This is a genomic window from Pseudomonas sp. BB438, from assembly GCF_057180225.1.
Map to the genome: position 1 here is coordinate 3432413 of NZ_CM170001.1, position 15817 is coordinate 3448229.

General features: G+C 64.1%; 13 protein-coding genes. 6 read left to right on the top strand and 7 right to left on the bottom strand.

Translation table 11 applies throughout. The annotated features are described in order from the left end of the window. Positions 1 to 36: 36 nt before the first annotated feature. Positions 37 to 1401 carry a DUF1329 domain-containing protein gene (locus AC1ZV1_RS15685; RefSeq protein WP_484292500.1) on the bottom strand — a complete coding sequence of 455 codons (1365 nt, stop codon included), beginning with the start codon at positions 1399 to 1401 and terminating at the stop codon, positions 37 to 39. A gap of 15 nt (positions 1402 to 1416) precedes the next feature. After that, the gene (locus AC1ZV1_RS15690; protein WP_484292501.1) at positions 1417 to 3231 is read right to left on the bottom strand and encodes a DUF1302 domain-containing protein; all 1815 of its coding nucleotides are present in this window, start codon (positions 3229 to 3231) and stop codon (positions 1417 to 1419) included. A gap of 399 nt (positions 3232 to 3630) precedes the next feature. Between AC1ZV1_RS15690 and AC1ZV1_RS15695 the strand changes: the two genes are divergently transcribed. Genes AC1ZV1_RS15695 through AC1ZV1_RS15715 form a run of 5 tightly spaced genes read left to right on the top strand, consistent with a single transcriptional unit; the run spans position 3631 to position 7237 of the window. Next, positions 3631 to 4818 (top strand): lipid-transfer protein, encoded by a 1188-nt coding sequence (locus tag AC1ZV1_RS15695; RefSeq protein WP_484292502.1) that lies wholly within the window; start codon positions 3631 to 3633, stop codon positions 4816 to 4818. A gap of 59 nt (positions 4819 to 4877) precedes the next feature. After that, positions 4878 to 5318 (top strand): MaoC family dehydratase N-terminal domain-containing protein, encoded by a 441-nt coding sequence (locus AC1ZV1_RS15700; protein ID WP_484292503.1) that lies wholly within the window; start codon positions 4878 to 4880, stop codon positions 5316 to 5318. Between the two features lie 10 nt (positions 5319 to 5328). Then, positions 5329 to 5748 carry a MaoC family dehydratase gene (locus AC1ZV1_RS15705; protein ID WP_484292504.1) on the top strand — a complete coding sequence of 140 codons (420 nt, stop codon included), beginning with the start codon at positions 5329 to 5331 and terminating at the stop codon, positions 5746 to 5748. A 29-nt stretch (positions 5749 to 5777) separates the two neighbouring features. Continuing rightward, positions 5778 to 6605: an SDR family NAD(P)-dependent oxidoreductase gene (locus tag AC1ZV1_RS15710; RefSeq protein WP_484292505.1), complete on the top strand. Its 828-nt coding sequence runs from the start codon at positions 5778 to 5780 to the stop codon at positions 6603 to 6605. Positions 6606 to 6658: 53 nt separating this feature from the next. After that, positions 6659 to 7237, top strand: coding sequence for a DUF2889 domain-containing protein (locus AC1ZV1_RS15715; protein WP_484292506.1), 579 nt, complete (start codon positions 6659 to 6661; stop codon positions 7235 to 7237). A 488-nt stretch (positions 7238 to 7725) separates the two neighbouring features. Here the strand turns inward: AC1ZV1_RS15715 and AC1ZV1_RS15720 are convergent, their stop codons facing one another. The 4 genes from AC1ZV1_RS15720 to AC1ZV1_RS15735 form a co-directional block, all read right to left on the bottom strand. Continuing rightward, entirely contained in the window at positions 7726 to 9102 is a 1377-nt protein-coding gene (locus AC1ZV1_RS15720; protein WP_484292507.1) for a DUF1329 domain-containing protein, read from the bottom strand. Positions 9103 to 9119: 17 nt separating this feature from the next. After that, positions 9120 to 10886, bottom strand: coding sequence for a DUF1302 domain-containing protein (locus AC1ZV1_RS15725; RefSeq protein WP_484292508.1), 1767 nt, complete (start codon positions 10884 to 10886; stop codon positions 9120 to 9122). Positions 10887 to 10939: 53 nt separating this feature from the next. Then, entirely contained in the window at positions 10940 to 11329 is a 390-nt protein-coding gene (locus tag AC1ZV1_RS15730; protein WP_484292509.1) for a c-type cytochrome, read from the bottom strand. A 208-nt stretch (positions 11330 to 11537) separates the two neighbouring features. After that, on the bottom strand, positions 11538 to 12986 hold the full coding sequence (locus tag AC1ZV1_RS15735; protein ID WP_484292510.1) for an arylsulfatase: 1449 nt from the start codon (positions 12984 to 12986) through the stop codon (positions 11538 to 11540). Positions 12987 to 13190: 204 nt separating this feature from the next. On the opposite strand from AC1ZV1_RS15735, the gene AC1ZV1_RS15740 reads away from it, so the two are divergent. After that, on the top strand, positions 13191 to 14201 hold the full coding sequence (locus AC1ZV1_RS15740) for an AraC family transcriptional regulator (RefSeq protein WP_484292511.1): 1011 nt from the start codon (positions 13191 to 13193) through the stop codon (positions 14199 to 14201). A 42-nt stretch (positions 14202 to 14243) separates the two neighbouring features. Here the strand turns inward: AC1ZV1_RS15740 and AC1ZV1_RS15745 are convergent, their stop codons facing one another. Then, positions 14244 to 15716 (bottom strand): flavin monoamine oxidase family protein, encoded by a 1473-nt coding sequence (locus tag AC1ZV1_RS15745; protein ID WP_484292512.1) that lies wholly within the window; start codon positions 15714 to 15716, stop codon positions 14244 to 14246. Positions 15717 to 15817: the final 101 nt, after the last annotated feature.

Below are 15817 nucleotides of genomic sequence, written 5' to 3' on the forward strand. Positions count from 1 at the left end.
CGCAATGCGGGGCGTGTGCAGTGGAGCGGGGAAAACTCAGCGGATGCCGGCGTTGCGCAGCGCCGCAGGCGTGAAGTCGTTCAGGGTGAACTTCTGGTCGTACTGGGCGCCTTGCTTGGACTCGTTGATCAGGCCCATCACGACATAACGGCCGGCGATCAGGTCATACAGCGTCTGGGCGGCATAGAGCGGAATGCCATGCTGGTAGTCGTTCACCAGATGCCCTTCGGCTACGCGCCAGAGCTGGCCGCGACTGTCGTAGTGATCCACCTCGACCAGCGACCAGGTGTCCTCGTCGAAGTACATGTGGCGCTTGGCGTAGATGTGCCGCTCGTTGGGCTTGAGCGTCCCCTCGACTTCCCAGACCCGGTGCAGTTCGTAGCGAGTCAGGTCCTGGTTGATGTGCCCGGGCTTGATGATGTCGGCGTATTTCACCGTGGGCGACCAAAGCCGGTAGTTGTTGTACGGAATGTACATCTCCTTCTTGCCGACCAGCTTCCAGGTGTAGCGATCCGGCGAGCCGTTGTAGAGGTCGGTATTGTCGGTGGTGCGCATGCCGTCGGCTGCGGTGCCAGGACCGTCGTAGGCGACTTCCGGGGCGCGGCGTACGCGGCGCTGACCAGCGTTGTAAGTCCAGGCCTGGCGCGGGTCCTTGAGCTGGTCAATGGTCTCGTAGGCGAGGTTGACGGTACCGGTCAGGCGCGCCGGGGCAATGATTTCCTGCTTGAAGTAGTAGAGCAGGTTGGCGGTCTTCTGCGGATCGGCGTCCGGGAGGTTCTGCGGGGTGGCCGAAGTTTCGCGGAAACCGACCAGCATGTAGTCGCCATTGGCCTGGGGAACGGCTTGCGCCGAGGTGCGGGTGTAATTGGTGCCCTTGTAACGGGTTTCGTGGTTCCAGACGACCTCGACACCGCTCTTGGGAATCGGGAAGGCGTAGTAGCGGGCAACGAAGTTGCTCAGCCCGTTGCCATCATTGATCAGTTGCGTGGTGGTAGCGCTCTTTTTAGCTGCGTCATAGATGTTCTGTGGGGCGGCAAAGCTGCGATGGGTCGGATAAACCGGAATCCGGTAGGTATTCGGGTAACGCTTGAACAAGGCGAGTTGCCCGGGCGTGAGTTTGTCCTTGTACTGTTCGGCGTTGGCAGCGGTGATGACGAACTGCGGCTTCTCACCGGCGAAGGGATCGCCGAGGAAGCCATTCTGCACGGGCGCTGCATCGGACTTGAGCCCGCCGGTCCAGGCCGGGATGCTGCCGTCGGCGTTGCCTTCCTTCTGCGCGCCCAGCGGCGTCAGCGTGGTGCCCAGATGCTCGGCTTCCTGGGGAGAGACAGCGGCCATGACGCCGGAGGCGAGCAGGCTGAGCGCCAACGTTGCGGATTTCATCAGGGTAGAAGTCTTCATGTCTGGGTACCTGCGTCAGAAGTTCACGCCGAAGCTGAGGGCGACGAAGTCACGATCGGTCTGGGTGTTGTAACGGCCACCGAAGTAGTCGGTGTACGCCAGGCTCGCGGTGTAGGTGCTCTGGTAGTCGGCGTTCAGGCCAAGGCTGACGGCCTTCTGTCCTTCTTCGAAGTTCGGGCCGTAGCCGTCCACGTCATGGGACCAGGCCAGATTCGGCGAGAGGTTGATGCCGGCGAACACGTTGGGGTAGTCGAGCTGGGCGCGGACGCGGTATCCCCAGGAGCTGCTGGTGTAGAACCCGTTGTCGTTGCATTCCTGTTGCGGATTGCTGGCATTGGCCGTGCCCACGGCACTGCCCCGGCAGACGGCCTGGTTGGCCAGTTGGCCGGCACCGAACACCGGGTTGCGGCCGAAACGGATGTCACTGCCGTCGGCGTCGCCAACGCCGCCGATGTGGTTGTAGCCGACCTCGCCGACCACGGTCAGGCGCTCGGCGGCCAGCACCTGGTTGAACAACTTGGTGGCGGTGATCTGTGCCTGGGTCACTGGCATGCGCTTGTAGCCAGGAATCTCGGCGCCGCGCTGCAGGGTTTGCTGGCCGCTGACGTAGATCGGCGAGGCCGCGTTGCCTAGCGCCGCCAGGTTGAGGTCGGCGGTGTTGATCTGCAGCGGCATGTTCGGCCGGAAGCTCAGTTCACCACCCAGCGAGACGCCATTCAGGTTGGTGGCGAAGCTCAGGCCGTAGAGGCGGATGTCCTCGGGATAGTCGATGAAATAGCGGGCACTGCGGATCGCCGCCAACTGGTTGGACAGGTTGGTGGCCGTCGTCAGGCTGAGGAACGGCGAGCGGCTGTGGTAGTTCATCGCGTAGCCGGCGAACTCCGTGTCGTTCAGCGAGGGCACGAACCAGCGTAAGGCGATACCGTACTGGCCGCCGTCACGGGCGTCATTGTCCTTGCTGCGCGGGATGTAGGCGTCGTCGGTGCCGCCACGTACCAGCGTGGCCGGGCCACCGGTGTTGTTTGCCTGTCCTGGGGCCAGGTCGTCGCCGGTGACCACCAGGCGGTCATAACAGCCCGCTGCGATACCGTCGGCACCGAAGAAGGTGCCGCAGTTGTCGACCACGGTGTGGTCCCACTCGATCTGGTAGAAGCCTTCGGCGGTGATGTTCTCGCTCAGGCCCTGGGACAGGTAGAACATGTTCACCGGGACCAGGCCTTCCTTGACCTCGGAGCCGGGCCGGCGCAGGGCTGCCACGTCCACCGGGTTGATCACGCTGATGCCGTTCTGGATGAAGGTGCTTTCGCCCCAGTTCACCACCTGCTTGCCCAGGCGCACGTTACCCGGCAGGTCGCCGAGGCTGTAGTTGTGGTAGACGAATGCGTCCAGGAACTGACCGCCCTTGGTGCGTGCCGCTTCGTCGCGCCCTTTGTTGTCGATGTCGTAGAAATGCTGGCTGCCATCGGTCTGCTCGAAGTCATACCAGTACTTGCCGCGCAGGAAAGCGCCGCTGTCGCCGTACCTCAGTTCCAGGTCATGGATGCCCTTGAAGAGGGTCGAGAAGTTTTCGCCGGAGCGAAAGTTCAAGCGGCCATCGTCGGCGGTGCGCGAAGCAGCCTTGCCCTTGGCGCCCTGGGAGTTGAAGTTGGAGATGAAGTTCGGGTTGGCGCCCGTGGTCGACCAGCTGCCGCCGATGGATAGCGACGAGTCGAACTTGCCCTCGATGTCGCCGATGTTGAAATCGACGGCACCTGCCTGCGTGACGACGCCCAGGGCGACGGCGGTGGCGAGCAGGTGAGGTTGGAAGATTCCGGTTTTTCTTATTGTCATGCGGTTCTCCAGTGCGTGTTTCCCGACGTCGAGGGCGGTCCGAGGCCGATCCGACATGGGCGTGAACAGTGCCGGGCTGGTAGTCGCTGAGGCGCTTGCGTGGCCACCGCAGCCCGGCTGCTGTGGCATGCGCCGTCCTGTGACGGCGAACTCATCCTGTACCTGCCGGGTAGCTACCTCCTCCCCTCGAAGGAGCCGAGCCCCCCCTCCCTGATGGGGGGGTGACCAGCGAGAGCGCCTGTAGCGCCTTCCAACGGTTCCCCCCTCGTCGGGAGGGGGCGCCATCGGCGAGGGGAGGGGATGGCGCCCCGCATGCACTGCGCAACCATCGAATCCAGCCTGGCCTATTCGCCGCACGCCGCGGCGGCTGGCCACCGTCCAATGACTCTGGAGAGAGTGATGTCGCAGAAAACCTACGTCGCCGGTGTCGGCATGATTCAGTTCGCCAAGCCCGGCGCCAGCGCCAGCTACATCGAAATGGGCGCTCAGGCCGTGCGCCTGGCCCTGCAGGACGCCGGTATCGACTACCGCCTGGTGCAACAAGCCTATGCCGGATATGTCTACGGCGACTCCACCAGCGGCCAGTCGGCGCTCTATGAGGTCGGCCTGACCGGCATCCCGGTGTTGAACGTCAACAACAACTGCGGCAGTGGTTCCTCTGCGCTTTGGCTTGCACGCCAGGCCGTGGAAAGTGGCGCGGTGGATTGCGCGCTGGCATTTGGCTTCGAGCAGATGCAACCGGGCCCGCTGAAGGACCACTGGACCGATCGACCGGCAACCGTGGGCAAGGGCAATGCAGTTGCCGACATCGTCTTCCCGGAAGGCGCTGGCATGCCGAACGCACTGCGCTTCTTCGGCGGCGCCGGGCTGGAGCATATGCAGAAGTACGGCACGAAGATGGAAACCTTCGCAGCCATCCGCGCCAAGGCCAGCCGCCATGCGGCGAATAACCCGCTTGCCGTGTTCAAGAAGGTGGTCAGCGTCGAGGACGTCATGGCCGACCAGGTGATCTTCCCCGGCGTGATGACCCGTCTGATGGCTTGCCCGCCGACCTGCGGTGGCGCTGCGGCGATCATCGTCTCCGAGCGCTTCGCGAAGAAGCATGGCCTGCGCACCGACGTCACCATCCTCGCGCAATCCCTGGTGACCGACCAGCCCGAGGCCTTCGATCCGCCGTCGATGATCAGCGCGGTGGGCGTCGGCATGACTCGCCAGGCTGCCAGCGAGGTGTACGAGAAAGCCGGCGTCGGTCCCGAGGACATCCGCGTCTGCGAGCTGCATGACTGCTTCGCCCAGAACGAGCTGCTGACCTACGAAGGCCTGGGCTTCTGTGCCGAAGGCGAAGGCGAGAAGTTCGTTCTCGACGGCGACAACACCTACGGTGGTCGCGTGGTCACCAATCCCTCCGGCGGCCTGCTCTCCAAAGGCCACCCGCTGGGCGCTACCGGTCTTGCGCAGTGCTACGAGTTGACCAACCAACTGCGAGGCACTGCTGGTGCGCGCCAGGTAGAGGGCCTGCAGCATGCACTGCAGCACAACCTCGGCCTGGGCGGTGCGGGCATCGTCACCCTGTTCGGCCGCGGCTGACCCATCGAACGCCTCCGTCGCCATCGCACGGGGGCGTTTCCATCTGGAGGAACTTGCAGATGCCAGACAAGAGCCTGATCGGCCAGTCATTGGGTGTCACCCAGACCGACGTGGAGAAAGGCCGCTTGCGCTTCTTCGCCAAGGCTATCGGTGAAACCGACCCGGTCTACACCGACGAAGCCGCAGCGCTTGCCGCTGGGCATCCATCGCTGCCGGTGCCGCCGAGCTTTCTCATGTGCCTGGAGTGCGAAGGGCGCGACAGCGACCACATCGTCGAAGACATCTTCGGCTTCGACCTCGGCCGCATCCTGCATGCCGAGCAGGGCTTCGTTTACCACCGCCTGGCTTATGCCGGCGATCGACTGACTTTCGATACCCGTGTCGTCGATGTGTACGAGAAGAAGGGTGGAGCGCTGACTTTCGTGGTCCAGGAGACCCGCGTCACCAACCAGCGCGGCGAACACGTCGCGGATATCCGTTCGTCCCTGGTACAGCGCTGAGGAGAGAACCATGCAGCAACCCAGTTACAGCGACCTGCAGGTTGGCGACGAAATCCCATCGCTGACGCTTCCTGCAGTCGATCGCACCACGCTGGCCCTATACGCCGGCGCCTCCGGCGACCACAACCAGGTGCACATCGACCTCGATTTCGCCCGCCGCGCGCGTCAGCCCGACGTTTTTGCCCACGGCATGCTCTCGGTCGCCTATCTGGGCCGAATGCTGACCCGCTGGGTGCCGCAGACGCAGATCCGCGCGTTGTCGGTGCGTTTCACCGGCATTACCCAACTGGGCCATGTCCCCACCTGCAGCGGGCGAATCATCGACAAGTACGAGGCCGACGGTGAATGCCGCGTGCGCCTGGCGCTGCGCTGCAGCAACCAGTACGGCGAAGACAAGCTGGTCGGCGAGGCAGTCGTCGCGCTGGCCTGATTCCAATGACAAGAAACAAGGAAACCCCGATGAAGAAACTCGAAGGCAAGGTGGCGCTGGTCACCGGCTCCGGTCGCGGTATCGGCCGCAGCGTTGCGCTGAAGCTGGCCCGCGAGGGCGCCCGTGTGGTGGTCAACGACCTCGATGCGGCACCCGCCGAGGAAGTCGTCGCGCAGATTCGCAGTGAAGGCGGCGATGCCGTTGCCTGCGTCGGCAGCGTCACCGCCGTGGATTTCGCCGATCGCTTCGTGAAGACCGCCATGGACGCCTATGGCACGCTGGACATCATCGTCAACAATGCGGGCTACACCTGGGACAGTGTGATCCAGAAGATGAGCGACGAGCAGTGGTACGCCATCATCGACTGCCACATCACCGCGCCCTTCCGCATCCTGCGCGCGGCCCAGCCGATCATCAGCGCTCTGGCCAAGCAGGAAGCGGCGGAGGGTAGGGTGGTCAACCGCAAGGTGGTGAACATCTCCTCGGTATCGGCCGCCGGCAACCCGGGCCAGATGAACTACTCCACCGCCAAGGCGGGCGTGCTGGGCATGACCAAGGCCCTGTCCAAGGAGTGGGGGCGCTACAAGGTCAACGTCAACGCCGTGGCTTTCGGCCACATCGAGACCCGCCAGACCCTGCCGGTGGAAGGCGATCCGAAGTTCATCGAGATCGAGGGCCGGCAGATCAAGGTGGGCATCAGCCCTGCAACCGTCGAGGCCTCGAAGACGCTGATCCCGCTGGGACGCCCCGGCACCCCGGACGAGGCAGCCGATGCGGTGTACCTGTTCTGCATACCGGAGTCCGACTATGTCTCCGGGCAGGTTCTGGTCTGCGGTGGCGGTCTGGGAACCGTGTGAAACTCAGGGGCGCCACGGCGCCCCTGCTCTTTTGCTCAAGCGGAGACATTGCCATGCAAGACTCTCGACCGCCACGTCGCCTGCTGCATGACCGCCAGGTGCAGTGCCGTGGCTACCAGCGCGAAGACGGCCTGTTCGAAATCGAAGGCTGCCTGATCGACACCAAGGGCGAAGAGACGCAATTCATCTACGGCAAGGTGGCTGCCAGCGGCGTGCTGCACCAGATGCGCCTGGTGATGGTGCTGGACTGGGACCTGGTGATCCAGAGCGTCGAAGCCGTCACCGAGCAGGCTCCGACGCCCGAGTGCGGCCAGGTGACCGAGGCCTATCGCGCATTGGCGGGTGTCCGTATCGGCGCCGGCTTCAAGCGTCGGGTCGCCGAACGAGTCGGCGGCACCATCGGCTGCACGCACCTCACTGAACTGCTCGGCCCCATGGCCACGACCGCCATCCAGACGCTGGTCCCCTTGCAGCAGCAGCGCCTGCGCGAACGCGCGGCGGCCGATCCGTCGTTCCAGATGCCAAGCCATTGGGTCCTCAATACCTGCCATGCCTACCGCGAGGAGGGCGAGGCAGCCCGGCGGATTCGTACCTGGAAACCGGAAGCTCCGGCCATCGATCCGGCGAAGTAGACGGATTCAAACATTCCCGGCATTCCGACACACTGGGCGGTTGTACCGCACGCGGTGCAATCCGGCGCGCCATCGGATTGGCAGCGCCTCTGCCCTGGGCGGCGATCCCGAGCGGAACTCGCCGCCCGCGAACGTGACACCCGATCACAACGATGACACCGCACGGTATGCGCTGAAGATGGGGAGGGTGCCGGTGGATGCCTTCTGGACGATCAGCGTGTACAAGCCCCGGCTACTCAGAACGCCTGGACCCTGAACAACCTCACGGCTGAACGGGCTGGCGATGGCTCGGTGCAGGTGCTGTCTGGCGGTTGCGGAGGCAAGCAGGCGAGCTGCCTGCCGACCACTCCGGGCTGGAACTACCGGGTGCACCTGCATCGGCCCCAGGGCGAACTGCCCGACGGCAACTGGAAGCTCCCCAAGGCGCACCCGCTGCCCGGACAGAAAGCGGTGCCCACCGGGCTCCGCTCTCCAGGTCCTTCACTGGTTCAGCGCAGGCCATCGTTGCGCAAGGCAGCGGGGGTGTAGTCGAACGCCTTGGCGGTGAACCCGTACTGGGTATTGCGCGGTTCCTCGTTGCGCAGGCCCACCACCATGTAGCGTCCGGACTGCAGGTCATACAGCGTTTCCGCCGCTGCGTAGGAAGCCTGCTGGTCGTAGCGATAGAGAATATGCCCTTCACCAACGCGCCAGAGTTGGCCGCGGCCGTCGTAGCGATCTTCCTCGACGATCTGCCAGGTGTCTTCGTCGAGGTAGAAGTGCCGCTGTGAGTAGAGATGCCGGGCGCCGGGCTTGAGCGTGGCGACTACCTCCCAGACCCGGTGCAGCTCATAGCGCGTATGGTCCTGGTTGATGTGTCCGGCCTTGACGATGTCGTCGTATTTCAGCTGCGGCGACTCCAGGCGGTAGCTGTTGTAGGGAATGTACATTTCCTTCTTGCCAACGAGCTTCCAGTCGTAGCGGTCCGGCGCGCCGTTGAACATATCCAGGTCATCGGAAGTACGCAGGCCGTCCGAGGCCGTGCCCGGGCCGTCATACGCCAGCTGTGGCGCGCGTCTTACCCGGCGCTGGCCAGCGTTATAGACCCAGGCCAGGCGCGGCTCCTTCACCTGGTCGATGGTTTCATGCACCACTGCCACGGTGCCGGCCAGGCGTGCCGGCGCGGTGACCCACTGCTTGTAGTAGTAGAGAAGGTTGTCCGCTTCGTCCTTGGGCAGGCCGGAAATCTGTGGCGGGAAGACCTGCTCCTCCTCGAAACGCACCGGGGTGAAACCGCCGTTTTCCTGGGGAGTTGCCTGGATGTAGCTGCGCTTGAAGCTGCCGCCCAGGTAGCGGGTGACGTGGTTCCACACCACCTCGACGCCGTTCTTCGGGATAGGGAAGGCGTAGTAGCCCGTGCTGGAGAACTCGGCCAGACCGTTGCCATCATTGATCGACTGGGTCTTGAGCGCGCTCTGCTTGGCCAGGGCTGCGATCTGCTGTGGAACCGCGGCACTGCGGTGGGTCGGATACACAGGGATCCGGTAGCTGTCCGGATAGCGCTTGAGCATCGCCAACTGACCGGCGCTGAGCTTGTCCTTGTACTGCTCGGCGTTCGCAGCGGTGATGACGAAAAGCGGCTTTTCAGCGGCGAAGGGATCGCTGAGGAAACCGCCGGCATCCACTTGCCCCGCGCTCTTCGGCAGGCCGCCGGTCCAGGCGGGAATGCTGCCGTCGGCATTGCCTTCCTTTTGCGCGCCAATCGGCGTCAGCTTGGTGCCCAATAGTTCGGCTTCCTGAGGGCTGACGGCCGCCATCACGCTACTGGCCAACAGTGAGAGTGCGACTGCGAGGGTACCGGTTTGCATCAGTTTGCGGTTTTTCATGCTGCTCGTTTTCCTGTTCAGAAGTTCACGCCGAAGCTCAGCGAGACGAAGTCGCGGTCGACGTTGGTGTTGAAGTCGCCGCCGAAGAAATTGGTGTACGCCAGGCTGGCGGTGTAGGTGCTGCGGTAGTCCGCGTCGACGCCGACGCTGATGGCTTTCGATCCCTCGTTGAACACCGGGCCGTAGCCATGCACGTCGTGACTCCAGCCCAGGTTGGGCTTGAGGTTGATGCCAGCGAAGACGTCGCTGTAGTCGAGCTGGGCGCTGACCGTGTAGCCCCAGGAGGTCGCGCTGTAGTAACCGTGGCGCGAGTTGGTGACATCGCCGTACACCGAGTCCCTGCCGTAGCGCTGGCGGTCCAGGGATTCCAGGCCACCGATATGGGTGATGGCCGCCTCGCCAACCAGCACCAGGGACTCCGCGCCCAGCATGGGGTCGAAGATGTGCAGCAGGGTGCTCTGCAGCTGGGTCACTTCCTTGCGCTTGTAGCCTTCGTTGACCTGACCTTCGACGCTCGGAACGGTCGGCTCCGCGGCGGCGCCGGTCAGTGCGGTGTAGACCGGGTTGAGTACCGCAGCGCCGACGTCGGTGCCGTTGATGTCGACGGGAGCGTTGGGGCGGTAGCTGATCTCGCCGCTCCAGGCCGTGCCGGTGGGCAGGGTGGTGGCGAAGCTGGCACCGAACAGGTGGATGTCTTCCGGGTAGGCCAGGTAATAGCTGCTGTTGCCCAGGGTGCTGGCGATGGCCAGCTCGCCGCTGGGATCGGCGGCGAGCAGGGAATCGAGCTGGCCGACCACGCCCTTGGCTGTGCGGGTGTTGGCGAAGGGAATCCGCGAATGGTAGTTGAGGTAATAGACGCCGTACTCCGCGCCATCGTCGAGCCAGTGCATGGCCAGGCCATACTGGCCGCTGTCGCCGGGCTCGCGGTTCTTCTCCCGTGGCACGTAGACGCCTTCGCGACCGTTGACGCCGAAGCCCAGGCCAAGGGCCGCCGCCTGGGCTTCGAGCGCCTCGGCATCGGCGAAGCCCACGGTCATGTTGGTATTGCAGCCCTTGGCGACTACATCGCTGCCGAAGAAGGTGCCGCAGTTGTCGAAGGCGTAGGGCTTCCACTGCAACTGGTAGAAGCCCTCCACGCTCACCTTTTCGTTCACGCTCTGCGAGACATACAGCGCGTTGACCGGAATCAGCCCTTCCTTGAGTTCCGCGCCGGGGCGGCGCAAGGCGGCGACATCCAGCGGGTTGATGGCATTGATCGAGTTGCCATAGAAAGTGCTTTCGCCCCAGCTGATGACCTGCTTGCCCAGGCGCACGTTACCTGGCCGCTCCGCCAGCTCGTATTTCTGCGAAACGTAGGCGTCGAGGAACTCGGCACCGGAGGATCGCGAGGCCATCTCGCGGCCGTGGTCGCTGATTTCCTTGAAAGGATGGTTCTCATCCTTCAGCTGGAAGTCGTACCAGTACTTACCGCGCAAGAAGAAGCTGGTGTCGTCGTAGGTGAGCTGCAGGTCGTGCACGCCCTTGAAGATTTTCGAGAAGGCGTCGCCCTTGCTGAAATTCAGGCGCCCGTCATCACCGGTGGACGAGTGACCGGTTCCGCCGTTGCTCACGTCGATCAGTTTCTTGTCGGGGCTGGCCGTCGACCAGCTCTCGCCGATGGACAGACTCGAGTCGAACTGGCCCTTGATCTCGCCCAGCGTGAAGGCGGCCGCGCCGGCCTGGCCGGCCGCGGCGAGGGAGACCGCGCCGGCCAGCAGGCAACGGGTGAAGGTGTTGGCGTGCATTGATTGTTTTCCTTGTTGTCATGCCATACGGGTGAGGAAGTGCAGGTAAAGGCTCAGTGCTGTTGCTGGAGGAAACACAGCAGGGCCTGGCGATCGGCTGGATTACGGATGCCGCCGAAGGCCATTGCCGTACCGGGGTAGAGTCGGGCGGGGCTGCTCAGCCACTGGTCGAGGCGTTCCAGCGACCAGTCGGTACCGGCCGCGGCCAGGTCGGCCGAATAGGTGTAACCGGCAACCGATCCGACTCGCCGGCCGACCACGCCGGAAAGGTGCGGGCCCACGCGGTCCTCGCCGAGGGCATGGCAGGCGCTGCACTTGTTTTCGAAGACCCGCTGGCCTGGGGTGGCATCGCAGTTGGCGGCCTGCGCAAGGTCAGCCAGGAGCAGTGCTCCCGCGAACAGACTGGTCAGAGCCAGTGGTGAAAGGTTTCTGGGCATTGTCATCAGGGCTCTGCGCGCCTTGGCGCGCGACAGGAGGTTCAGGGGAGTGCGGCGCTGTGAACGCCGTCGCCTGAAAAATCGCAGTTCCGGTGCCCGGGTGGATCGCTGAAGCACGCCACCGTCTTGTCATTGGGTGCCAATTTGCGGAGACGACGTGCAGGCAAAAAAAGACCGGGCAAAGCCCGGCCCAAAGGAGCAGCACCTTCTCGGTTCAGCGGGGAGGCTGATAGGGATCAGGACTGCCAGGGGGAATCGGCGGGTACTGCTTTAGGCTGGCATTGAGCGCGCCGATCATTTTCATTACCGGGTGAGCGACCCAGGAATTGGTGGCGGCGACGTTGTGCTCTTCGCGCAGGTCGGTCAGCAGATTGATGATCTTGGGTACTGGCAGCTGCTGAGGCGGGTCGTACATGTTTTCCTGCCAGATGAAATGGACCTTCCAGTTGCGCCACTTCACCGCGTACAAACGCTCGCCCACATAGGCCGGAACACTGTCACGCGCGGAGTGCGGTTGCTGCCCGGTGAGGAAGGGCAGTTGGTCGACCCCATCGATCGGGCGGTCACTGGGCAGCTCGGCGCCTGCTGCATGCCCCAGGGTGGTGAACAGGTCGGATATCTGCACGATGTCGTTGCTGACCATGCCAACGGGCGCCTTGCCAGGCCAGCGGAGGATGAAGGGTGCGCGCAGCGAGGCCTCCATGGCAGTGAAGTAGGTACCGCGCCAGGGACCGTTGGCGCCTTCCCACGGGCTGGTCGCCTCGCCACCGTTGTCGCTGGTGAAGATCACCAGCGTGTTGTCGGCCACACCAGCCTCGCGCAGCGCATCGAGGATGCGTCCGGTGTTGTCGTCCATTTCCGCCAGACCATCGGCCCAGGAGCCATTACCGGTGCGCCCTTCGAAAGCCGGATTGGGCATGACCGGCATGTGTACGAGTGAGTAGGGGATGTAAGCGAAGAACGGCTTGCCTGCCTTGGCGTTGCGTTGGATGAAGTCGGTTGCCCGGCGGGTGATCTCGGCATCCAGGGTGCGTCGTGTCTGCAAGGTCAGCTCTGCCACTTTCTTCGCTGGCTCGCCCGCACGCGCCTCGTAGATGTATTGCGGTGGCACCAGCGACGGGCTCCATCCCTGCTGGCTGCCAATGGCCGGCGTCAGCCCCTCCATGTGATCGGAGCCGGACCACATCGCCTCATCGTAGGTGCGCGGGACGCCGTACCATTCGTCGAAGCCCTGGTGGGTCGGGAAGCGGGCTTCACTGCTGCCCAGGTGCCATTTTCCCCAGATACCGGTGGCGTAGCCACGCCTGGACAGGACTTCGGCCAGGGTTACTTCCCACAGGGTGAGCCCATCCGGCGCACCGCCCGAGGGGATGCGCGAGGTGCCGGAGCGAATCGGATAGCGGCCGGTCATCAGGGCCGAGCGCGACGGTGTGCATTGCGCCTCGACGTTGAAGTTGGTCAGGCGCACGCCTTCGGCGGCGAGCTGGTCGATGCGTGGAGTCGGTGCGCCGCGTAGCACGCCGCCGCCATAGGCACCGACCTCACCGTAGCCGAGGTTGTCCATCAGGATCAGCACGATGTTCGGCTTGTCGGTGGGCGAAGCGAGTGCCCAGGGGCAGATCAGCATGCAGACGAGCAGGCACAGCAGCGACTGGCGGGTCATGGCGTTCCTCGGGATGGCTTGCCGGATGAGGCCAAACGATCCCAGAACGGGGGGTATGCATATCGTCCTAGCGTGTCAGCATATTGTCCTTGCACGCCAATCGACGAAGTGCCGCTGCTCTTTGTCCGGGCGTAAGGGACAATGAAGGACCGCGAGGGAACACCTCGCACTGGCCTGGACAAGAACAACAACGAGCGACGCCTCATGTCTCGACTGAAACACACCATCTATGCCGAGGCTTTGCTGCAGACCCACGCGGCGATGTTTCGGCCCTTTCTCGCAGCGGCAGGGCTGGGGGAGGGCGTGCTCGACCACCCCGAGCGGCAGATTCCGCTGAGCAACTACGTGCAGCTGCTGGAAATCGCCGCCCGGGAGCTGGACCCCGCGTTGGGGCTCAAGCTCGGTCTGGGCCATTTCAACACCACGCCTAACGCGACGTTGTTGGGCGGTTTCGGTCATGCGATCCGCGCGGCCGCCAACGTGCGTGCGATGCTCGACTTCGCGGAGCGCTACCTGGTCGTGCATGCGCAGGCCAACGAAGTGAGCTGGTCGACACTCGGCGAGCACCTGGCAATCCGCTACCGGATCAGCGACCCGAGCATCACCCAACGCCGGCAGGACGCCGAATATGCCTTCGGCGCGCTCTACAACCGGATGCGCGAGGTCACGGGCGGCAAGTACGAGGTGTGCCGCGTCGATTTTGCCCACGAGCAACCGGACGACATCAGCGAGCACCTGCGGTCGTTCCCCTGCCAGGTGCGTTTCGGCCAGCCGGATAACCTCATGCTGTGGCCTGCGGCAATGCTCGACGAGCCGCTGCTGAGCGCCGACCCCCGGTTGTTCCAGGCCTTGCAGCCGGGCCTGGAAGAGGCCCGCCGGCAGCGCCTGGCTGATACTGACCTGACCGCTCGGTTGGGACTGGCGATAGAGACGTGCCTGGGAAGCGGCATCAACCTGGACGACATCGCCGGCCAGCTGTGCATGAGCAAGCGCACCCTGCAACGTCGCCTGCGCGAGCTTGATCTGGAGTTCAACGATCTGGTGGAAGAGATTCGCCAGGCCCTGGCTGTGGACCTGGTGCGTCGCTCCCCGGCCAACCTCACGGAAATTGCCACGCGGCTGGGTTACAACGAATCCAGCTCCTTCACCCGCGCATTTCGCCGCTGGACCGGCTTCACGCCGCGGGAATTCCGCCAGCAGGCCACACGCAGTTGAGTTCCCAGTGATCGCCTTGTACAGGCGATCACTGGGCGTGCCTCAGCCGAGCAGCTTGTGCGCCCGCAGCGCCGCTTTGCCACCGGCGGCAATGGCGCCATCGATGAAGCCGCGCCAGCCTTCGCCATGGTCGCCCTGGCCGAACAGCACGCGGCCGCGATCCTGCTGGAAGTGGTCGTAGTACTTGCCGAACCACTTGGGCTTGTAGCTGCAGTAAGTGCCGAGGGAGTAGGGGTCGAGGGTCCATTCGTAGCCGTAGCACTCTTCTACCTGCATGCCAGGGAAGAAACCATCGACGACTTTCTGCACCGCGTCGCGGTCCTGGATATCGAGCTTTTCCGGGTCGCTGCCGAAGCCGACGAAAATCGTGTGGTCCTCGGCCTTGGCATAGGTCACCAGCAGGCTCAGCGGCTTGTGCGAGTCAGCGATGCCGAGCATCTTGCCTTCCACCGGCAGCTTGCCACGGGTCTTGATGAAGACTTTCACACCACTACCGGAGTGACGTTCCTTGGCGGCCTCCACCAGCGCCGGGTCCAAGGCAGGGGAGAAGCCAATGCGCGGCAGAACGTTCATCGGCACGGCCACGATGACCGCACCGGCACTCAGGGTTTCACCCTGCTGCGTGGTGATCAGCACGCGGTCGCCTTTGTCCTCGACGTGCTTTACCGGGGTGGACAAGCGGACCTCGGGCTTACCTTCCTCGAGCATGGCGTTGATCAGGCTGATCGTGCCGTCCTTGAAGCTGTAGTGCCCCAGCGAATCGATGAACAGCGACAGGTCCCAGCCGGGCAGAGACCACCAGCGCAGGGCATCGACATAGGAGGCCTTGTCGCTGGAGGTATGGGCGGCGCCGCCGACATAGGCATCGACGATGGTGCGCTGCAGCGGGGTGAGCTTGAGCGCGTCGTAGCGGTCGGCCGCGGTCATGGCATCGGCGGCGCTGATCGCCTCCCAGGTGTGGGCGGCATCGTACGGCCGCTCCCACATGCGCCTGCCTTCGGCAAAGTAGGCCTGAACCGCCTCGGCGACGGTCACCAGGTCTGCGCCCTTGAGTTCAACGCGCTGGCCTTCGTGCTGGACGTAAATGACCTGTTTGTCTTCAACGAAAGGCTCAGGCGTTTCCTTGAGCTGCAACCCGTAGCGCTGCACTTCGCTCCAGACGAAAGGCTGCGTCCAGTGGATCCAGGTGCCACCCAGTTCGATGTGGTGCCCGGCGAACTGGCTGCTGAACGTCCGGCCGCCAAGGCGGTTGCGCGCCTCCAGGAGCAGCGTGCGATAGCCCTGCTTGCGGCTGTCGCGTGCAGCGGTAACGCCGGCGAACCCGCCACCGATGACGATGACATCGTAGTCGCAGTCCTTGGCACGCAGCGGGCGCGCAGTGTCCTGCGTCGCTGCGAGGGTGGCGTTTGCGCCAAGGGCCGCCACTGCTCCGGCGGCGCTGACCACTCCAGCGTTACGGATGAACGTGCGGCGACTGACGCCAGTGGGTTGCTCGTCTTGCGGAATATCGTGCATTGCAGGCCTCGTTGTCATGTAGGGTTCGCCTTGCAGGCGCCGTGACGAAACGATGGCAGTTGAGGTGCGTGGGCATATCGCTCGAAGGCGCCAGGCTTTTG